General features: G+C 40.0%; 19 protein-coding genes and 1 pseudogene. 18 read left to right on the plus strand and 2 right to left on the minus strand.

Going from position 1 to position 19,297, the window contains the following annotated elements; translation table 11 throughout:
• From ACYTR8_RS02195 to ACYTR8_RS02225, 7 genes are all read left to right on the plus strand, one after another.
• A partial coding sequence (locus ACYTR8_RS02195; protein WP_479650921.1) for an ISAs1 family transposase occupies positions 1-521 on the plus strand: 521 nt, incomplete at its 5' end.
• Between the two features lie 172 nt (positions 522-693).
• On the plus strand, positions 694-1,377 hold the full coding sequence (rpiA, locus tag ACYTR8_RS02200) for a ribose-5-phosphate isomerase RpiA (protein ID WP_111716630.1): 684 nt from the start codon (positions 694-696) through the stop codon (positions 1,375-1,377).
• Positions 1,378-1,455: 78 nt separating this feature from the next.
• Positions 1,456-2,667, plus strand: coding sequence for a phosphopentomutase (locus ACYTR8_RS02205; RefSeq protein ID WP_479641600.1), 1,212 nt, complete (start codon positions 1,456-1,458; stop codon positions 2,665-2,667).
• An 18-nt stretch (positions 2,668-2,685) separates the two neighbouring features.
• Positions 2,686-3,126: an arsenate reductase (glutaredoxin) gene (gene arsC / locus ACYTR8_RS02210; protein WP_479641601.1), complete on the plus strand. Its 441-nt coding sequence runs from the start codon at positions 2,686-2,688 to the stop codon at positions 3,124-3,126.
• Entirely contained in the window at positions 3,110-3,919 is an 810-nt protein-coding gene (locus tag ACYTR8_RS02215) for a purine-nucleoside phosphorylase (RefSeq protein WP_111716622.1), read from the plus strand. The genes arsC and ACYTR8_RS02215 overlap by 17 nt, the downstream gene beginning before the upstream one ends.
• Before the next feature lie 553 nt (positions 3,920-4,472).
• On the plus strand, positions 4,473-5,186 hold the full coding sequence (deoD, locus tag ACYTR8_RS02220; protein WP_479641602.1) for a purine-nucleoside phosphorylase: 714 nt from the start codon (positions 4,473-4,475) through the stop codon (positions 5,184-5,186).
• A complete protein-coding gene (locus tag ACYTR8_RS02225) occupies positions 5,179-5,949 on the plus strand; it encodes a LytR family transcriptional regulator (protein WP_111716618.1) in 771 nt (256 codons plus the stop codon). Before deoD ends, ACYTR8_RS02225 begins: the two co-directional genes overlap by 8 nt.
• Before the next feature lie 80 nt (positions 5,950-6,029).
• Here the strand turns inward: ACYTR8_RS02225 and ACYTR8_RS02230 are convergent, their stop codons facing one another.
• A complete protein-coding gene (locus ACYTR8_RS02230) occupies positions 6,030-6,947 on the minus strand; it encodes a LysR family transcriptional regulator (protein WP_111716615.1) in 918 nt (305 codons plus the stop codon).
• Positions 6,948-7,170: 223 nt separating this feature from the next.
• On the opposite strand from ACYTR8_RS02230, the gene ACYTR8_RS02235 reads away from it, so the two are divergent.
• The 9 genes from ACYTR8_RS02235 to ACYTR8_RS02275 all read left to right on the plus strand — a co-directional run bounded on the left by ACYTR8_RS02235 (position 7,171) and on the right by ACYTR8_RS02275 (position 15,594).
• A complete protein-coding gene (locus ACYTR8_RS02235) occupies positions 7,171-7,719 on the plus strand; it encodes a hypothetical protein (RefSeq protein WP_111716613.1) in 549 nt (182 codons plus the stop codon).
• A 211-nt stretch (positions 7,720-7,930) separates the two neighbouring features.
• Positions 7,931-8,623: an orotidine-5'-phosphate decarboxylase gene (pyrF, locus tag ACYTR8_RS02240; protein ID WP_443597787.1), complete on the plus strand. Its 693-nt coding sequence runs from the start codon at positions 7,931-7,933 to the stop codon at positions 8,621-8,623.
• Positions 8,624-8,683: 60 nt separating this feature from the next.
• On the plus strand, positions 8,684-9,313 hold the full coding sequence (gene pyrE / locus ACYTR8_RS02245) for an orotate phosphoribosyltransferase (RefSeq protein WP_111716607.1): 630 nt from the start codon (positions 8,684-8,686) through the stop codon (positions 9,311-9,313).
• 40 nt (positions 9,314-9,353) lie between these two features.
• On the plus strand, positions 9,354-10,100 hold the full coding sequence (locus ACYTR8_RS02250) for a GNAT family N-acetyltransferase (RefSeq protein ID WP_111716605.1): 747 nt from the start codon (positions 9,354-9,356) through the stop codon (positions 10,098-10,100).
• Positions 10,101-10,262: 162 nt separating this feature from the next.
• The gene (locus tag ACYTR8_RS02255) at positions 10,263-11,717 is read left to right on the plus strand and encodes an amidase (RefSeq protein WP_479641603.1); all 1,455 of its coding nucleotides are present in this window, start codon (positions 10,263-10,265) and stop codon (positions 11,715-11,717) included.
• A gap of 118 nt (positions 11,718-11,835) precedes the next feature.
• The gene (locus tag ACYTR8_RS02260; RefSeq protein ID WP_111716600.1) at positions 11,836-12,699 is read left to right on the plus strand and encodes a transporter substrate-binding domain-containing protein; all 864 of its coding nucleotides are present in this window, start codon (positions 11,836-11,838) and stop codon (positions 12,697-12,699) included.
• Positions 12,700-12,727: 28 nt separating this feature from the next.
• Positions 12,728-13,378 (plus strand): amino acid ABC transporter permease, encoded by a 651-nt coding sequence (locus ACYTR8_RS02265; protein WP_269760465.1) that lies wholly within the window; start codon positions 12,728-12,730, stop codon positions 13,376-13,378.
• Between the two features lie 132 nt (positions 13,379-13,510).
• Complete coding sequence (locus tag ACYTR8_RS02270; protein WP_111716595.1) at positions 13,511-14,164, plus strand: uracil-DNA glycosylase; 654 nt, start codon at positions 13,511-13,513, stop codon at positions 14,162-14,164.
• A gap of 158 nt (positions 14,165-14,322) precedes the next feature.
• Complete coding sequence (locus ACYTR8_RS02275; protein WP_479641604.1) at positions 14,323-15,594, plus strand: dihydroorotase; 1,272 nt, start codon at positions 14,323-14,325, stop codon at positions 15,592-15,594.
• Between the two features lie 58 nt (positions 15,595-15,652).
• Here ACYTR8_RS02275 and plsY read toward each other — a convergent pair whose 3' ends face one another.
• Positions 15,653-16,294 carry a glycerol-3-phosphate 1-O-acyltransferase PlsY gene (plsY, locus tag ACYTR8_RS02280; RefSeq protein WP_479641605.1) on the minus strand — a complete coding sequence of 214 codons (642 nt, stop codon included), beginning with the start codon at positions 16,292-16,294 and terminating at the stop codon, positions 15,653-15,655.
• Between the two features lie 134 nt (positions 16,295-16,428).
• Between plsY and parE the strand changes: the two genes are divergently transcribed.
• Together parE and ACYTR8_RS02290 are read left to right on the plus strand one after the other, a co-directional pair.
• On the plus strand, positions 16,429-18,378 hold the full coding sequence (parE, locus tag ACYTR8_RS02285) for a DNA topoisomerase IV subunit B (protein WP_154412240.1): 1,950 nt from the start codon (positions 16,429-16,431) through the stop codon (positions 18,376-18,378).
• Between the two features lie 66 nt (positions 18,379-18,444).
• A pseudogene (locus tag ACYTR8_RS02290) lies at positions 18,445-19,264 on the plus strand (phosphate ABC transporter ATPase).
• Positions 19,265-19,297: the final 33 nt, after the last annotated feature.

The raw sequence follows: 19,297 nt of genomic DNA on the forward strand, positions 1-19,297 counted from the left end.
ATATTGCTCTTTATTTTAGTGATGTCAACTTATTGGAAGAACTCCAAGAAAATGGACAGTATTATCAGACTGTTGAAAAATCTAGGGGACAGATTGAAGTTAGAGAATACTGGGTGTCTTCCGAGATTAAATGGTTGTGTTCAAATCATCCCAAATGGCATAAGTTACGTGGTATTGGGATGACTCGTAACACGATTGATAAGGATGGACAGCTGAGTCAAGAGAATCGTTATTTTATCTTTAGCTTTAAGCCGGATGTCCTCACATTTGCCAATTGTGTACGAGGTCATTGGCAGATAGAGAGTATGCACTGGTTATTGGACGTTGTTTATCATGAAGATCATCATCAGACATTGGATAAAAGAGCCGCATTTAACCTAAATCTTATCCGAAAAATGTGCTTATATTTTCTCAAAGTGATGGTATTTCCTAAAAAAGACCTCAGTTATCGTCGCAAACAACGGTATATTTCTGTCCATTTGAAAGATTATTTAGTCCAATTATTTGGAGAAAGAGGCTAAGCAGATGATTGATTTAAAAAGGAATCTTTTCAAAATTGATGTCCGGGCACAAAAGGATGAAGAGAAAGTTTTCATGCGTACGGCGTGAGAAAATCAGATATTTTCATTAACAAGCGGGCGCTTTCATGGTATAATAAAGTGCTAGGACGCAATTCTAATATAAGGGGGAATCATGGAAGCACTCAAAAAAATTGCTGGGGTTACTGCTGCCCAATACGTCACAGATGGTATGACCATTGGATTGGGAACAGGATCAACCGCTTACTATTTTGTTGAAGAAATTGGCCGTCGTGTAAAGGAAGAAGGACTGCAAGTGGTCGGGGTTACGACATCAAGTGTAACCAGTAAACAAGCAGAAAGTCTAGGTATTCCTTTAAAATCAGTAGATGACATTGATAGCATCGACCTCACCGTCGATGGTGCTGATGAAGTTGATAAAGACTTCAACGGTATCAAGGGAGGTGGTGCAGCGTTATTGATGGAGAAGATTGTTGCCACACCAACAAAAGAATATATCTGGGTTGTTGATGATTCTAAAATGGTAGAGCATTTGGGTGCCTTTAAATTACCAGTCGAAGTGGTTCAATATGGTGCTGACCGATTGCTCCGTGTCTTTGAAAAAGCTGGTTACAAACCTTCTTTCCGGATGAAAGGTGACGGTCGTTTGGTGACCGATATGCAAAACTATATTATTGACCTTGATTTGGGTTGCATTGAGGATCCCGTTGCCTTTGGTCACTTATTAGATGGGACAGTTGGTGTTGTGGAACACGGTCTCTTTAACGGTATGGTCGATAAGGTGATTGTCGCGAGCAAATCCGGTGTTACTGTTTTAGAAGCGCCTAAAGTAGGTTAGTCTTAGCATAGTAACTGTGTTAAAAATATTTTATAGGTTTTAGGGAGCCAACCGTAACCTCCCTTAGATTGGAGACTTATGTCAAAATTTAATCGTATTCACTTAGTTGTTTTAGACTCTGTTGGTATTGGCGCAGCGCCTGATTCTGACAAATTCTTTAATGCAGGTGTAGCTGATACAGATTCTGACACCCTCGGCCATATCTCAGAGACAGCAGGCTTAACTGTTCCGAATATGGCAAAAATTGGACTTGGTAATATTCCTCGCCCAGTGCCACTAAAAACCATTCCAGCAGAAGACAATCCTACTGGTTACGTGACCAAATTGGAAGAAGTATCTCTTGGAAAAGATACCATGACAGGCCACTGGGAAATTATGGGCTTGAACATTACAGAACCTTTTGACACTTTCTGGAATGGTTTCCCAGAAGAGATTTTAACTAAGATTGAGGAGTTTTCTGGCCGCAAAATCATTCGCGAGGCCAACAAACCTTATTCAGGAACTGCGGTTATTGATGATTTTGGTCCACGTCAAATGGAAACAGGTGAGTTGATCGTTTACACGTCAGCAGACCCAGTACTTCAAATTGCAGCTCATGAAGACATTATTCCTGTGGAAGAGCTTTACAAGATTTGTGAGTACGCTCGCTCTATTACTCTTGAGCGCCCTGCTCTTTTAGGTCGAATTATTGCACGCCCTTATGTAGGGGAGCCAGGAAACTTTACTCGTACAGCTAACCGTCATGACTATGCAGTGTCTCCTTTCCAAGATACCGTTTTGAATAAACTGGCTGACGCAGATGTCCCAACTTATGCCGTTGGTAAGATTAATGATATCTTCAACGGTTCAGGTGTTACAAATGACATGGGACATAACAAATCAAACAGTCATGGTATTGACACGCTTATTAAGACCCTTCAATTACCTGAGTTCACTAAAGGCTTCTCTTTTACTAACCTTGTTGATTTTGATGCCAACTTTGGTCACCGTCGTGATCCAGAAGGCTATCGTGACTGCTTGCATGAATTTGACAATCGCCTACCTGAAATCATTGCAAATATGAAAGAAGACGATTTGCTTCTCATCACTGCTGACCATGGTAATGACCCAACCTATGCAGGCACCGACCACACTCGTGAATACATTCCATTGCTTGCCTACTCTGCATCCTTTACTGGAAATGGTCTTATTCCACAAGGGCATTTTGCGGATATTTCAGCAACTGTTGCAGAAAATTTTGGAGTTGATACAGCCATGATTGGTGAATCATTCCTCGGTCACTTAAAATAAGAAAGTTAGTAATTGATAATGGAAGAAATCACGATTTATCATAATCCAAACTGTGGCACTTCACGTAATGTTCTTGCCATGCTTCGCCATGCAGGTATTGAGCCTACTATTATTGAGTATTTGCAGACGCCACCTAATCAGGAGACTTTAATTGAGCTCTTACAATCGATGAGAATCTCTGCGCGAGAACTCTTGCGAACCAATGTTCCTGAATTTAAGGCTCATGGATTAGCAAATCAAGCAGTAGCTGAGAAAGACATTATTAATGCCATGTTGGCGGATCCAATTTTGATCAATCGTCCTATTGTTGTGACTCGCAAAGGAGTAAAACTTTGCCGTCCTTCTGAGACCTTACTGGATATTCTTCCTGTTCCCCTGCCTAGTCCTTATATTAAAGAGGATGGCGAGATTGTGAACCCTATTGAGGTAAAAGGAGAAAAAGATGTCATTGATGACTAAAATTAACGAAACAAAAGACTTTTTAGTTGCTAAAGGAATTGAAGCTCCAGAATTTGGATTAATTCTGGGTTCAGGACTTGGTGAACTTGCTGAAGAAGTAGAGAATCCTGTTGTAATTGATTATTCAGATATTCCAAACTGGGGCAAATCAACAGTTGTTGGCCATGCTGGAAAACTAGTCTACGGTGATTTAGCTGGTCGTAAAGTACTTGCCCTACAAGGTCGTTTCCATTTTTACGAAGGAAACCCGCTTGAAGTGGTGACTTTCCCTGTTCGTGTCATGAAAGCTCTGGGATGTGAAGGCGTTCTTGTCACAAATGCTGCTGGAGGTATTGGCTACGGCCCAGGTACCTTGATGGCAATCACAGATCATATTAACATGACTGGAAATAACCCACTAATTGGTGAAAACTTGGACGAGTTTGGTCCACGCTTCCCTGATATGTCCGATGCCTATACTAAGGTTTATCGCGATAAGGCACATGAAGTGGCTGAAAAAATGAACATCAAGCTAGAAGATGGTGTTTATATGGGCTTAACTGGTCCAACTTATGAGACACCAGCAGAAATCCGTGCTTTCAAAGTATTAGGAGCAGATGCTGTCGGCATGTCAACTGTGCCAGAAGTTATTGTGGCTGCTCATTCTGGACTTAAAGTACTTGGTATTTCAGCCATCACTAACTTTGCAGCTGGTTTCCAATCAGAATTGAACCACGAAGAAGTTGTTGAAGTGACTGAACATATTAAAGAAGATTTCAAAGGTCTTGTTAAAGCTATTTTAGCTGAGTTGTAGGATAAAAAAGAGAGTACTCACTGGATTTATCTTTTTAGTGGACTCGCTATAGAATCTACAATTTAGCATCTGAAAATGAAATATTAGCTATCATATTTTTAGGTGCGGGGTTACCCTTCATGCTACTTGCTTTTTCAGAAGAAGAAAATTAGGAAAATATGATAAGTAGGTATCATATTAAACTAAGAAGAATATTCTTTGTTTTATGTATTTTTCTCAGTTTAATTGGTATCGTGTTTGCCATTAAAGGTCTCGTAAAATGTGCTCTTTCCTTTATTATTCTAGGATTAGCATGCAATTTTCTGGGATTATTAATTAACAAAAAATAATAAATGAATAAATGTGCGATGGATTCCATATTCTATATAAGGGAATGTGGGCATCTTTCCCATCCACTTAATTTAAAAATAAGAAAGGAAAGAGAGTTAGTTCTTTCTGATTTGAACTCAAGCGAAAAAACTCGGAAAAAAGGAGAAACTGCCTAAGAAAATGGTGTTTCTTCTCAGTCTTCTATTTTTCAGTCATTTTCTGGTCGCTCTCTGTATCATAACTGATGTCTATTCATATTTCTGCCAAACAAGGCGATATTGCTGATAAAATTCTTCTACCTGGAGACCCTCTACGTGCGAAATTTATCGCGGAAAACTTCTTTGAAGATGCTGTTTGCTTCAATGAGGTCCGTAACATGTTTGGCTACACAGGAACTTACAAAGGCCACCGTGTCTCTGTTATGGGAACGGGGATGGGAATGCCTTCCATTTCCATCTATGCTCGTGAGTTAATTGTTGACTACGGCGTGAAAACATTGATTCGTGTTGGGACTGCTGGTGCCATCGACCCTGATGTTCATGTGCGTGAACTGGTACTTGCTCAAGCAGCTGCGACCAACTCAAACATTATTCGTAACGATTTTCCAGAATTTGATTTCCCGCAAATTGCTGATTTTGGTTTGCTTGATAAGGCTTACCATATTGCCAAAGAAATGGGTGTGACAACTCACGTTGGGAATGTACTCTCTTCTGATGTTTTTTACTCTAACATGCCTGAACGCAACATGGCTCTTGGTAAATTGGGTGTTAAAGCCATTGAAATGGAAGCAGCAGCTCTTTATTACTTAGCGGCTCAACACCAGGTTAAAGCCCTTGGAATCATGACCATCTCAGATAACTTGAATGATCCAACCGAAGATACTACAGCTGAAGAGCGTCAAACCACTTTCACTGATATGATGAAAGTTGGTTTGGAAACTTTAATTGCCAATGATTAATACTCAAACAATAGACATCCTTTTGGATGTCTATGCTTATAATCACGCCTTTAAGATTGCACAAACATTATCGGATTTTCCAGAACCTGCTCTCTATTTATTAGAAATGCTCAAAGAACGGCGAGAATTAAACCTCAATTTCTTGTCAGAGCATCAAGCAGAGAATCAGACTATTGAAAAAACCTATGGTCTGTCAGTATGGCTAAACCAAACACTTGAAGAAGAACAAATTGCCAACTATATTTTAGATTTGGAAGTTAAGGTGAAGAATGGTGCTATCATTGACTTTGTCAGGTCTGTATCACCTATTCTTTATCGGCTTTTTCTCAGATTAATAGAGGCAGAAATTCCAAATATTAAACGTTATATTTTTGACACAAAGAATGACCAATATGATACTTGGCATTTTCAGGCCATGTTGGAATCTGATCACGAGGTTTTCAAAACTTATTTATCTCAAAGACAATCTCGTAACGTTACTACCAAAAGTTTGGCCGATTTATTGGCTTTGACCCATTTACCTCAAGAAATCAAGGATCTTGTTCTTTCTTTGAGAACCTTTGAAAAATCGGTTCGTAATCCCTTAGCACATTTGATTAAGCCCTTTGATGAAGAAGAATTACATCGGACAACTCATTTTTCTTCTCAGACTTTTCTGGAAAATATTATCGCCTTAGCGACTTTTTCAGGTGTGAATTATCAAAGTGAACCATTTTACTTTGATCAAATGAATGCCATTATTAAAACGGAACTGGGTCTTTAAAGATAGCTTAGACTTCATGGCTAACAAAAACACGGTAACTCAACCCTAAAAGGTTTTGCTACCGTGTTTTTTGTGATCTATTAAAAAAGCGGCTGACTAAAAGAGACTTCCTCAATTAGGTATTTAATAAACCGTTCCCCCATTTTAGAAAGATTAGCTTTTTCGTGTTTGATAAAGACAATATCAATAACATCAGGGACATCTAGTGGAATAGCCACAATCTGATCTCCATTGAGGTTACTATTTAAGATACCACTAGCAACTGTGTAACCATCTAAACCAATCATGAGATTAAAGAGAGTAGCACGGTCGCTGACCACGATGGATTTACGATGAGGCATTTGAGCCATCATCTCCTCTGAAAAGTAAAAGGAATTGTGAATGCCTTGATCATAACTCAGATAAGGAAAATCGCTCAAATCATCCAAGCTTAAAAGACTTTTCTTAGCTAAAGGGTTTGACTTGCTGACAAAAATATGAGGATGAGCCTTGAAGAGAGAGGTTACCGTCAAGTGATTATCATCAAAGAGTTTCGTCAAAACATCCCTGTTATAATCATTGATAAACAGAACCCCGATTTCAGAACGAAAGTTTTTAACGTCATCAATAATCTCCCAGGTCCTCGTCTCACGCAAAAATAGCTCGTATTGGGTCATGTCTGTTCGCTTGAGGAGCGACACAAAAGCATTAACCACAAAGGCATAGTGTTGAGAAGAGACACTAAATAATTCTCGGCTGGTGTTCTGATTTTTATAGCGGTCTTCTAAAAGCGAGGTTTGCTCAATGATTTGACGTGCATAAGATAAAAATTCCACCCCGTCTTTTGTTAAGGTAATCCCTTTCGGATTTCTGATAAAAATAGTAATCCCCATTTCAGTTTCCAAGTCCTTGACCGCGTTGGAAAGGCTTGGCTGTGTAATAAATAATTGTTTGGCCGCCTCGTTCATAGAGCCGCATTCGACAATTTTGATAATGTAATGTAATTGTTGGATTCTCATAGATACAGTCTATCTCAAAAAAAATAAAGACGCAAGCACAAATGTTTCGAAAGTATGCCTTAACTGGTGTTGGCTATTTAGTGAGTTTCCCAGCAAATTAGGACTTTAATGTCCCAAGATTTTAAAAATCACTTTCAGCAATTTCGTTGCCCTTTTATTTTTCTTGTGTTATATTAATAGTATTAACAAATCAGTTTTTTTCTAATCAAAGGGTGGTGATCGTGTGAATATGACTCAACAAACTAGTCATCAAAACTTAATCCAAAAATTATTAGTCAGTATCCACTATTTGACCCTTTTTCGTGATGAATTGAAGCTTGTTGAGCGAACACCGTCCATACTTGGAGGTGAATTTCCAACTCATTTGGTTCAATCTGAATTGGGGGACATTGTTGCTGCCATCGATACTTTAGACAAGCAACAACGCTTAATTGAATCGACCTTTTGGTATGAGGAATCAGCGTTTAAACTAATGAATAAAACGCTGGATATTGTTGACAATTGGATCAAGGGGGTAGACCACCTCATTGATTTGTGTCAATCAAAGGAAGTTTTTCAAGCTATTATTGGTGATAAGCGTATTCGAGTTTTTGGTGTATTGATTGATGTCTTCTCATCCTTAAAAATTATTGCCATATCCCTCAAAGAAGAGCCTATTCCAGAGGTGCTTTATGACCACATTAAATTGGTCAACTTAGAAGAAGAAGCCTTTATCAAACATTATCAAAGCCCTAAAGTGGTTGTTGCAGAACATCATCAAGCAATGGATTAAAGCTGATAACGACAGTTGACTTCTGTGACCAAAAAAGATACAATAACTAAAATAATATAAAAACCTTTAAATGACGTCCAGAGAGGCGAACAAGGAATACAGGAGAAAAAGAGGGTGAACTTTCCCTCTTACTTTGGTGTAGCCTCGCTTCTTTGGAAGCGAGGTTTTTTGCTAGTCTAACCCTGTTAAGTGCGCTTAGAAAGGATGAGTTATGCGAGAAGAACGACCGATTATTGCCCTAGATTTTGCAACAGTTGAGGAGGTGACAGCGTTTCTTTCACTTTTTCCAAAAGAAGAAAAACTCTATGTGAAGATTGGTATGGAGTTATATTACGCTCAAGGTCCAGAGATTGTTCGATATGTCAAAAGTTTAGGACATAGTGTGTTCTTGGATTTGAAATTACATGATATTCCCAATACCGTGTATTCTGCAATGAGAGTCTTGAAACAATTGGAAATTGATATGGCAACTGTTCAAGCAGCAGGGGGTGTTGAGATGCTAAAAGAAGCTAGAGAAGGTTTAGGAGAAGGTCCAATCTTGCTAGCAGTAACTCAGCTAACCTCTACCAGTGAGCAACAAATGCGAGAGGACCAAAACATTCAGTCTAGTCTTTTGGAATCCGTTTTACATTATGCCAAGGGAGCAGCTAAAGCTCAACTTGATGGCGTGGTTTGTTCAGCTCATGAAGTAGAACGCATCAAAGCTGAAACCCCTAACGGATTTGTGTGTTTAACCCCTGGAATTCGACCAAAAGGTAGTGCTGTTGGGGATCAAAAACGTGTCATGACTCCCGCTCAAGCAAGAATTATTGGAAGTGACTATATTGTGGTTGGGCGTCCTATTACTCAGGCAGAAGACCCAGTAGCTGCTTACCAAGCCATAAAAGCTGAATGGACAAGTTAAGCCAACACATAATGATGAGTTGACATGGAAAAAACGAACGCATAACAAGGAGATGAAAAGATGACATTAGCAAGCCGAATTGCAGCAGATTTACTTGATATTCAAGCTGTTTATTTAAAACCCGAGAATCCTTTTACTTGGGCCTCTGGGATCAATTCCCCTATTTACACTGATAATCGTATCACCCTATCTTATCCTGAGACACGCAACCTTATTGAAAATGGTTTTGTGGACACTATTAAGGCCCATTTCCCAGAAGTTGAGGTCATCGCTGGTACAGCCACAGCAGGAATTCCCCACGGAGCTATTATTGCTGATAAGATGTCACTTCCTTTTGCTTACATCCGCAGCAAACCTAAAGATCATGGTGCTGGGAACCAGGTTGAAGGGCGAGTCTTGAAAGGTCAAAAAATGGTTATTATTGAAGATTTGATTTCAACAGGTGGGTCGGTACTAGATGCAGTTGCAGCCGCTAAACGTGAGGGAGCAGACGTTTTGGGAGTGGTTGCAATTTTCACTTATGAGTTACCAAAAGCTAGTCAGAATTTTGAAGAAGCAGGGGTGCAACTGATTACCTTGTCAACTTACAGTGACTTAATCCAAGTAGCAAAAGAAAAAGGCTACATTACTGCTGATGGCCTGCAGCTACTTCAAAAATTCAAAGAAGACCAGGAAAATTGGCAAGGGTAAACTATCGTTAATCTCCCTGCTTTACAGAAAGGAATGCACTATGTCTTATAAAGCTCTACTGGAAGCGGGAGAACCTGTTTATCAGAAAACAGAACGCTTCCACCATTATAAAAATCCCACTACCTCAGAACGTTATTTTTCAAATTACCTTAGTTACTATCGTATGCCTACTGTTGTAGAATTAAAAGAGGATTTAGCTTATTTAGCCAAGGAACAGGAAGATTATGACAGTGACTATGCTTTTGTCTTTTTTGCAGAAAATCAGGAACTGCCTGCTGACCTAAAAGCTTTTTTAGAAGAAAAAGGCTTTGACTTTGAGAAACACCTCATCTTTACTAATAGACGTGATCATTTAAATCTAACTTGGCATGATAGTGATTCTATTAGCATTGAGCCACTCTCAGAGGCCACTTTCTCAGATTATCTGGCTTATAAATATGAGGGATACCTTGACTATGGCGAAACCTATGCTAATCAAATGCAAGTTTACAATGAAAGTTACCTAAGGGCTGAGGGCTCTGCTATTTACCTTGCTCTTGATAAAGGTAGTATTGTAGGGGACATCACAGCTTGGGAATGTGGCGATTATATTGAAATGGATGACTTTTATGTGAAAGAAACCTATCGAGGACGCGGTATTGGAACAAATCTGCAGTACCGAGCTAGTCAGGATTATCAGAAGGTGATTTTGATTTCCGAAGAAGAAAATCGTGCCATGTATGAACATCAAGGTTACCAAGAGGTGGCCTACTATTGGACCGTTTTAAAATCGCCTCGAGAAAGATAGTCAAAAAGGAGTGCCGTATGGCAGTCCTTTTTGAGTTGTAATGAATTAGCTGATATCAGGTAAGAAGGACTGCTCCTAGCCTTTTAATGGTGGTTTGATGAGATTTGTGTTTTAATAAAAAAGGATGTTTTAATAAGACAATGTCAGAAAGGAAGAGTTACCATGACTTATCATGATGCAACGGCTATGGCTATGGCAGTTCAAACTGGGGAAATCACCCCCCTAGAGCTGGTCAGTCAAGCCATTCACAAAGCAAAAGAATTAAATCCTACCTTAAATGCTATTACCTCAGAATGCTTTGAAGCAGCTCTAGAAGAGGCCAAACAAAGGGATTTTTCAGGTAAGCCTTTTGCAGGAGTTCCCATTTTTTTGAAAGATTTGGGCCAAGAATTGAAGGGAGACTTATCAACATCAGGTTCTAAGCTATTCAAGGACTATCATGCGACTAAAACGGATTTATTCGTGAATAGGTTAGAAGACTTGGGATTTATTATTTTAGGACGGTCCAACACACCTGAATTTGGTTTTAAAAATATTAGTGATAGTCGGCTCAATGGACCGGTCTCATTACCTCATGACAAAACGCGCAATGCTGGTGGTTCGTCAGGTGGGGCAGCAGCTTTGGTCTCATCTGGGATTAGTCCACTAGCACCGGCCAGTGATGGGGGTGGCTCTATTCGGATTCCAGCCTCGTTTAATGGTTTAATTGGATTGAAGCCTAGTCGTGGACGCATACCTGTTGGGCCTGGTTCTTATCGAGGCTGGCAAGGAGCATCTGTTCATTTCGCCTTGACCAAATCAGTTAGAGATACACGACGCTTGCTTTACCATTTACAGATGGAACAAATGGAAAGTCCATTTCCTCTTGCAAAGTTAGCCAAAGAAACGATTGAGGAGCCGCTAAAGCGTCCTTTAAAAATTGCGTTTTACCAACGGCTAATTGACGGTAGGCCCGTATCAGCAGATACTTCCGAGGCTTTAAGACAAGCTGTAGCTTGGCTAACTGAACAAGGACATCAGCTAGTTGAATTGGAAGAGTTTCCTGTAAACATGACAGAAGTGATTCGTCATTATTACATTATGAATAGTGTGGAAACGGCTGCTATGTTTGCTGGTATAGAAACTGCTTTTGGACGCCCGATGACCAAAGACGATATGGAAACCATGACCTGGGCTATTTACCAATCAGGTAAAGACATCCCTGCTTGGCGTTACTCACAGGTCCTTCAAAAATGGGACGCTTACAGTGCAACCATGGCAACCTTTCATGAGACCTACGACCTATTGCTGACCTTCACCACCAATACACCAGCCCCTAAACACGGGGAACTTGTGCCAGATTCGCAACTCATGGCTAGATTGGCTCAAGCTGAAACCTTCAGTAGTGAAGAGCAATTCAATTTGGTAGAAACCATGTTTGAGAAGAGTTTGGCCATTAACCCCTACACAGCTCTCCCTAATTTAACGGGTCAGCCAGCGATCAGTTTGCCCACTTACGAAACAAAAGAAGGTCTCCCAATGGGCATTCAAATGCTTGCTGCTAAAGGTAGAGAGGACCTATTATTAGGAATTGCAGAGCAGTTTGAGGTGGCGGGTTTATTGAAGACTCCTCAATAATAATCTTATAAAACAGTTGACCTATTATAGAGTACTTTTTGTAACCTTGTGAGCGTTACCAATAACTATCAAATAGTTTGAGTGTTATACTATAGTTTATCTTACTAAAGGAGTTATTATGAAGAAATCAGTTACCTTATTGTCTATCGGACTTGCCAGCCTTTTATTGACTGCCTGTGCGTCACATCAATCTCAAGAATCAAGTTGGGACGCTATCAAAGAAAAAGGTGTGCTCAAAGTAGCCACTCCTGGAACCTATCAACCTACTTCTTTTTATAATGACGACAATGAATTAGTGGGTTATGAAGTAGATATGGTCAAAGAAATCGGTAAACGTCTTGATGTTAAAGTTAAGTTTGTTGAAACTGGTTTTGATCAAGCCTTTACTTCAGTTGATAGTGGCCGCGTGGATATTTCCCTTAATAACTTTGACATTACCCCAAAACGCCAGAAAAAATATAATATTTCGACGCCGTATAAATATGGAGTAGGAGGCATGATTGTGCGTGCTGATGGCAGCTCAAATATGTCTAAAAAAGATCTTAGCGACTGGAAAGGTAAAAAAGCAGCTGGTGCTTCTGGAACAGAATACATGAAAGTAGCGCAAAAGCAGGGAGCCAAACTCGTAACCTATGATAATGTTACAGGAGATGTTTACCTCAACGATGTGGCCAATGGTCGAACAGATTTCATTCCAAATGACTACCCAGCTCAAAAACTATTTGTAGATTATATGCTCTCTCAAAATCCAAACTTAAACGTCAAAATGAGTGATGTTCAGTACAACCCAACCGAACAAGGCATTATCATGAGCAAAAAAGATGACAGCCTTAAGAAAAAAATCGATGCTGTTATTAAAGACATGAAAAAAGATGGTAGCTTGCAGAAAATCTCTGAAACCTACTATGCTGGTCAAGATCTGACAAAACCTTTTGGCAAAGACATGAAAATTCCCGTCATTGATACGAAAGACGTTAACTAATGCTTGAAGTTAAAGGAGTCCTAACCACATGATTAATATCCAGTTAATGAAAGATAGTTTAGGATTTGTGTTATCGGGATTACCTTATACCCTTGGCATATCGTTGCTTAGCTTTTTAACGGGGCTGGTCTTTGGTTTGCTCCTTGCCCTACTAGGAAGGTCACGTCAGCCACTGCTACACTATCTTGTTAGGGCCTACATTTCTATCATGCGGGGTGTGCCGATGATCGTGGTGCTCTTTGTTCTTTATTTCGGGTTGCCTTATTATGGTTTAGAATTACCAGCCTTACTTTGCGCTTACCTTGGTTTTTCTATGGTCAGTGCTGCCTACATTTCTGAAGTTTTTCGCTCTTCTATAGAAGCTATTGACAAGGGACAGTGGGAAGCAGCTAAGGCTTTGGGGTTACCATATTCTCTTATGATTAAAAAAATCATTCTTCCTCAAGCCTTTCGAATTGCAGTTCCTCCTCTAGGCAATGTCATTATTGATATGGTTAAAAGTTCGTCGCTAGCTGCCATGATTACCGTACCAGATATTTTTCAAAATGCCAAAATTATTGGCGGTAGAGAGTGGGATTACATGTCCATGTATATTTTAGTGGCTTTTATTTATTGGCTCATCGCTTTTTTGTTAGAACGTTACCAAGAATTCTTAGAAAATAAGCTAGCACTTGTTTAATATCCTGTAAAAAACGAATATTAACCCTGGAGATATCATATTTTCAGGGTTTTTCTATTTAAAATGTGGTAAACTAGATAGAAAAGGACATCGTATTTAACTTAGAAGCTAACATGATTAGAAAGGAATCTTATGGCTCATTCAATTTGGCATGAGAAAATCAAATCATTTTTGCCGGAGCATTACTATGGTCGCATCAATCACTTTTTAGATGAAGCCTATGCTTCCGGTCTTGTCTATCCTCCACGAGAAAATGTTTTTAAAGCCTTACAAGTCACTCCTTTGGAAAAAACCAAGGTTTTAATTTTAGGACAAGACCCTTATCATGGTCCCAAACAGGCCCAGGGCTTATCATTTTCAGTTCCAGAAGAGATTCCTGCTCCACCATCCCTTATTAATATTTTAAAAGAATTAGCAGATGATATTGGTCCTCGTGACCATCATGATTTAAGCACTTGGGCTAGTCAAGGGGTTCTGCTTTTGAATGCTTGCTTAACAGTGCCAGCAGGTCAGGCTAATGGGCATGCAGGCTTAATATGGGAGCCATTTACAGATGCTGTTATTAAAGTGCTGAATGAGAAAGACAGCCCTGTAGTTTTCATTTTGTGGGGAGCTTATGCAAGGAAGAAAAAAGCCTTCATTACTAATCCAAAGCACCACATCATCGAGAGCCCCCATCCAAGCCCTTTGTCATCTTATCGTGGCTTTTTTGGCAGCAAACCCTTTTCAAGAACAAATGCTATTTTAGAAAAAGAAGGTATGATTGGCATTGATTGGTTGCAATAGGAAGAAGTATTAGTGATTATCAGACAGATGGTTTGAGGTAAACTGCCTATGGGCAAAGTTTCAATATTATTGGCAGACAGGTCTGTCTATCAGTTTTTTTTGTGACAGAGGACTAAAGTCTTGTGAGTAAAACAGATAAGTGAGAAGAAGGAGAGAGCATGTTACTCATTAAAAATGGACGCCTTATGGATCCAAAATCGCAGCGAGATCAAGTGGTAGATGTCTTGATTGAAGGCAAACAGATTGTGAAGATAGCCCCAGCTATTGATTGCCCAGAAGCTCAAGTGATTGATGCTACTGGCCTCATTGTAGCCCCGGGTTTAGTAGATATTCATGTGCATTTTAGGGAACCGGGTCAAACACACAAGGAAGATATTCACACAGGAGCCTTGGCAGCAGCAGCAGGTGGCGTGACGACAGTTGTCATGATGGCTAATACCAATCCTGTCATTTCAGATGTCGAAACTATACAGGAAGTGCTAGCTAGCGCAGCTAAAGAAAAGATTCATATTTACACCAATGCCAGTGTCACCCAAGCCTTTAATGGGAAATCATTAACAGATTTTAAGGCTCTCTTGGCAGCAGGAGCAGTCAGTTTCTCGGACGATGGTATTCCTTTAGAAAGTTCAAAGGTTTTAAAAGAGGCTTTTGACTTGGCTAATACCAACAAGACCTTCATTTCTTTGCATGAGGAAGATCCTCAGTTAAACGGAATTTTAGGATTTAATGAAGGCATCGCTGAGGACCACTTTCGTTTTTGCGGGGCAACTGGTGTGGCGGAATACAGCATGATTGCGAGAGATGTCATGATTGCTTATGATAGGCAGGCACGTGTTCATATCCAGCATTTGTCTAAAGCAGAATCTGTGCAGGTTGTTGCTTTTGCTCAGCAATTAGGAGCCAAGGTGACGGCTGAAGTAGCCCCACAACATTTTTCAACGACAGAGGATCTCTTATTGACCGCAGGCACTAGCGCCAAGATGAATCCTCCCCTACGTACAGAAAGAGATCGTTTAGCCGTCATAGAAGGTTTGAAATCCGGTGTCATCACCGTCATTGCTACTGATCATGCTCCCCATCACAAGGATGAAAAAGCCGTTGAGGACATGACTAAAGCGCCATCTGGTATGACAGGACTTGAAACCTCTTTGTCATTAGGTTTGACACATTTGGTTGAACCAGGTCACCTGTCCCTCATGTCTCTATTGGAAAAAATGACTATAAATCCTGCTTCTCTCTATGAGTTTGAAGCAGGCTATTTAGCTGAAAATGGCCCAGCTGATGTGATAATTTTCTCAGACAAGGAAGAACGTGTCATTACAGACCAATTTGCTTCTAAAGCAAGTAACTCTCCTTTTATTGGCAATCAGCTCAAAGGAGTTGTGAAGTACACCATTGCAAGTGGAGAGATTGTTTATCAAAATACTTAGTAGACAAAGATAGAAAAAAGCCTGACTTTTTCAAGTTAGGCTTTTTAGTTGCTCTTAATCATTTTCTAGGCACTTGTCTGCTTAAATTCAATCCCCAAGGGACTAGATTTTCAGTACGACGTTTAATACGGCGCATATTATCCTGATGTCGGATAATGATAATAGCTGCTAATAGTATTACAATAAATGTCAAAAACCAATCGTAGTGGGGCAGAAGGAAATGAAGGGCTGGAAAAATCAAAACAGTTAGGACAGCTACAACCGCAGAAGTGATGCTAGCCAAAGAAATCATACTAAATAAATAAAGCACTAGTAAGAAAACAAAAGCTAAAAAGACCAGATACAAAGGTGCAAAACCTAGCAGTACACCAGCACTTGTCGCGACAGCCTTCCCGCCTTTGAATTTGGCAAAAATAGGAAAAGTATGCCCTAAAACTGCAAAAAAACCGATGACAATAGGTGATACCGTGGTCAAGCCAAAGAGAACTGGTAGGATGGTTGCCACCGTTCCTTTCAAAATATCAATCGCCAATGTCGTTAAACCAGCCTTGATACCTAAGATACGAAAAGTATTGGTAGTACCAGTATTTCCAGACCCATGTTCCCGAAGATTAATATGATAGAACCGTTGACCAATCCACAAACCCGTTGGAATCGAACCAAGTAAATAAGCTATTAAAATAAAATTTATCAATTTCATACTCCATATTATACCATATTCAGTGATTGAAGAACTAGCGTCTCAAAAGAATTCAGAAAAAATTAGCAAATTACTTTGCAAAATTGGTAAAAAACTTGTAAGATAAAAAAGATGAAAATGTCTGGAGGTCAGTGTTGACTAAGAAAGAAATAACAATTAATAACTATAATGACGATGCTATCCAAGTCTTAGAAGGGTTAGATGCCGTTCGCAAACGTCCAGGGATGTATATCGGCTCAACAGATGCTACGGGATTGCACCATTTAATCTGGGAAATCGTTGATAATGCTGTCGATGAGGCCTTGTCTGGTTTTGGAGATGACATTCGAGTTGTCATTAATAAAGATGGGTCAGTTAGCGTGGCAGACAGTGGACGCGGGATGCCAACTGGTCAACATGCTATGGGGATTCCGACGGTTCAAGTTATTTTTACAATTCTCCACGCAGGTGGTAAATTTGGTCAGGGTGGCTACAAAACGTCAGGTGGTTTGCACGGTGTTGGCTCCTCTGTTGTCAATGCTTTGTCTGCCTGGTTAGAAGTTGAAATCACAAGAGACGGGGCAGTGTACCGTCAACGCTTTGAAAATGGTGGGAAACCTGTCACTACCCTTAAAAAGGTTGGTACAGCTCCTAAGTCTAAATCAGGAACTGTCGTCACCTTTATGCCTGATGATAAGATTTTTTCAACCATTGACTTTAAGTTCAATACCATTGCAGAAAGGCTTAAAGAATCTGCATTTCTTTTGAAAAACGTTAAGATGAGCTTGACAGATCTTCGTGGAGACGAACCGATTGTTGAAGAGTTTCATTATGAAAATGGGGTTCAAGATTTCGTCGAATACCTCAATGAAGATAAGGAAACCTTGACACCTGTTATTTACATGGAAGGTCAAGACCAAGACTTTCAAGTCGAAGTTGCTTTGCAGTATAACGATGGTTTCTCCGACAATATCTTATCCTTTGTAAACAATGTGCGCACCAAAGATGGTGGAAGCCATGAAACGGGACTGAAGTCAGCTATTACCAAAGCGATGAATGACTATGCTCGTAAAACCAATCTCTTAAAAGAAAAGGATAAAAATCTAGAGGGCTCAGATTATCGAGAAGGGCTATCAGCAGTACTGTCTATCTTAGTTCCTGAGCAGCACTTGCAATTTGAAGGACAGACCAAAGACAAATTGGGAAGTCCCTTAGCGAGACCGATTGTCGATAGTATCGTTTCTGAAAAATTAACCTTCTTTTTACTCGAAAATGGAGAACTGGCCTCTAACTTAGTGCGTAAGGCCATTAAAGCAAGGGATGCGCGTGAGGCTGCTCGAAAAGCTCGCGATGACTCACGTAATGGTAAGAAAAATAAAAAAGACAAGGGCCTACTATCCGGGAAATTGACTCCTGCCCAGTCCAAAAATGCCAAGAAAAATGAATTGTATCTCGTCGAAGGAGATTCGGCGGGAGGCTCAGCAAAACAAGGCAGAGATCGTAAATTCCAAGCTATTTTGCCATTGCGAGGCAAGGTGTTAAATACTGAAAAAGCTAAGATGGCTGACATCTTGAAAAATGAAGAAATTAACACTATGGTTTATACCATTGGAGCTGGAGTGGGAGCTGACTTTAACCTCGAGGATATCAACTATGATAAGATTATTATCATGACCGATGCTGATACCGATGGGGCTCATATTCAGACTCTTTTACTGACTTTCTTTTACCGTTATATGCGACCGTTGGTGGAAGCAGGTCACGTTTATATTGCGCTTCCTCCGCTTTACAAAATGTCAAAAGGTAAAGGTAAAACAGAGAAAGTATCCTATGCTTGGACAGATGGTGAATTAGAAGATTTACGTAAGGAATTTGGTAAAGGAGCCATTCTTCAACGCTATAAAGGGTTAGGTGAAATGAACGCCAACCAATTGTGGGAAACCACCATGGATCCTGAAACCAGAACCCTTATTCGTGTTACTATTGATGATTTAGCAAGAGCAGAACGACGCGTTTCTGTTTTAATGGGTGACAAAGCCGCTCCACGCCGTCAGTGGATCGAGGACAACGTCAAGTTTACCCTAGAAGAAAATACGGTGTTTTAGTCGTTTTGTCTCTGAGAATCTCGATGTGAAACTAGTAATCATGTCCTTGTGAAAAGGGGGCCTTTTATGGAATTGGTGATTTGGCAAAACACATACAGTCTTCAGTGGGATGGGACCTATCATTTTGCTTTGGAATCTTACCCGATGATCCAGGATTGGGAATTAGAAAAAATAGCTGCTTTTTGTCATTATGAGAGGATGAATCACCGGCAACCTCAGATCATTTGTAAAGATCAAGTGATAGTAACAAAAATTAATCAGTATTTAAAACATAATAATAGAAAGCCGCCATTTACTCCAAGCCATAAGAAGGTTGCCTCAACCTATGATGTTTCTGGAAAAGCTGTCTATGGTGACTGGCTTAGTCATATATGTACGGTGAAAACGGCAATAGCAGTCTTTAAGTCAGGGAAAACTCCTATCAGCAGTTAAGGCTTTTAACCGTCCGGCTGAGGAACTAGTGAAAGATAGTAGAAATGCTGGAGGAGATCCCGCGGACTACTTTAACTATGTGATGTTGGGGTGGTCAAATACTACCTCAGGTTATCGTTTGGCTATGGAAAGGCTCATTGGCCATTTACCAAATGATAGGGAATTAAATGAGTTATTTATCCCTGGTGTTAGTTTCCATTTTTCTTATGAGGAGGTCTTGGCACAAGATCATTATTTATTTGATGGTTATCACCCTGCCAAAGTTAAAAATCACCTATCACTGGATGCTCTAAAGGCGTGTATTATTCCTCTAGATCAAGCTTCTTTGTTTGAAGCTATTATTCCAGAGGTACTTAAAGCACGATGTTTTTATTTACCTTACCATCAGGAAGGATTGATAGAGTGGACTGATACTGTTTATCACTTTTTAGTAAACCTTGAGATGGCCGACTAGTTTTCCCGATGGCTTACGTTATCGAAGACATCT

The sequence above is a fragment of the Streptococcus sp. F2 genome (assembly GCF_056500955.1).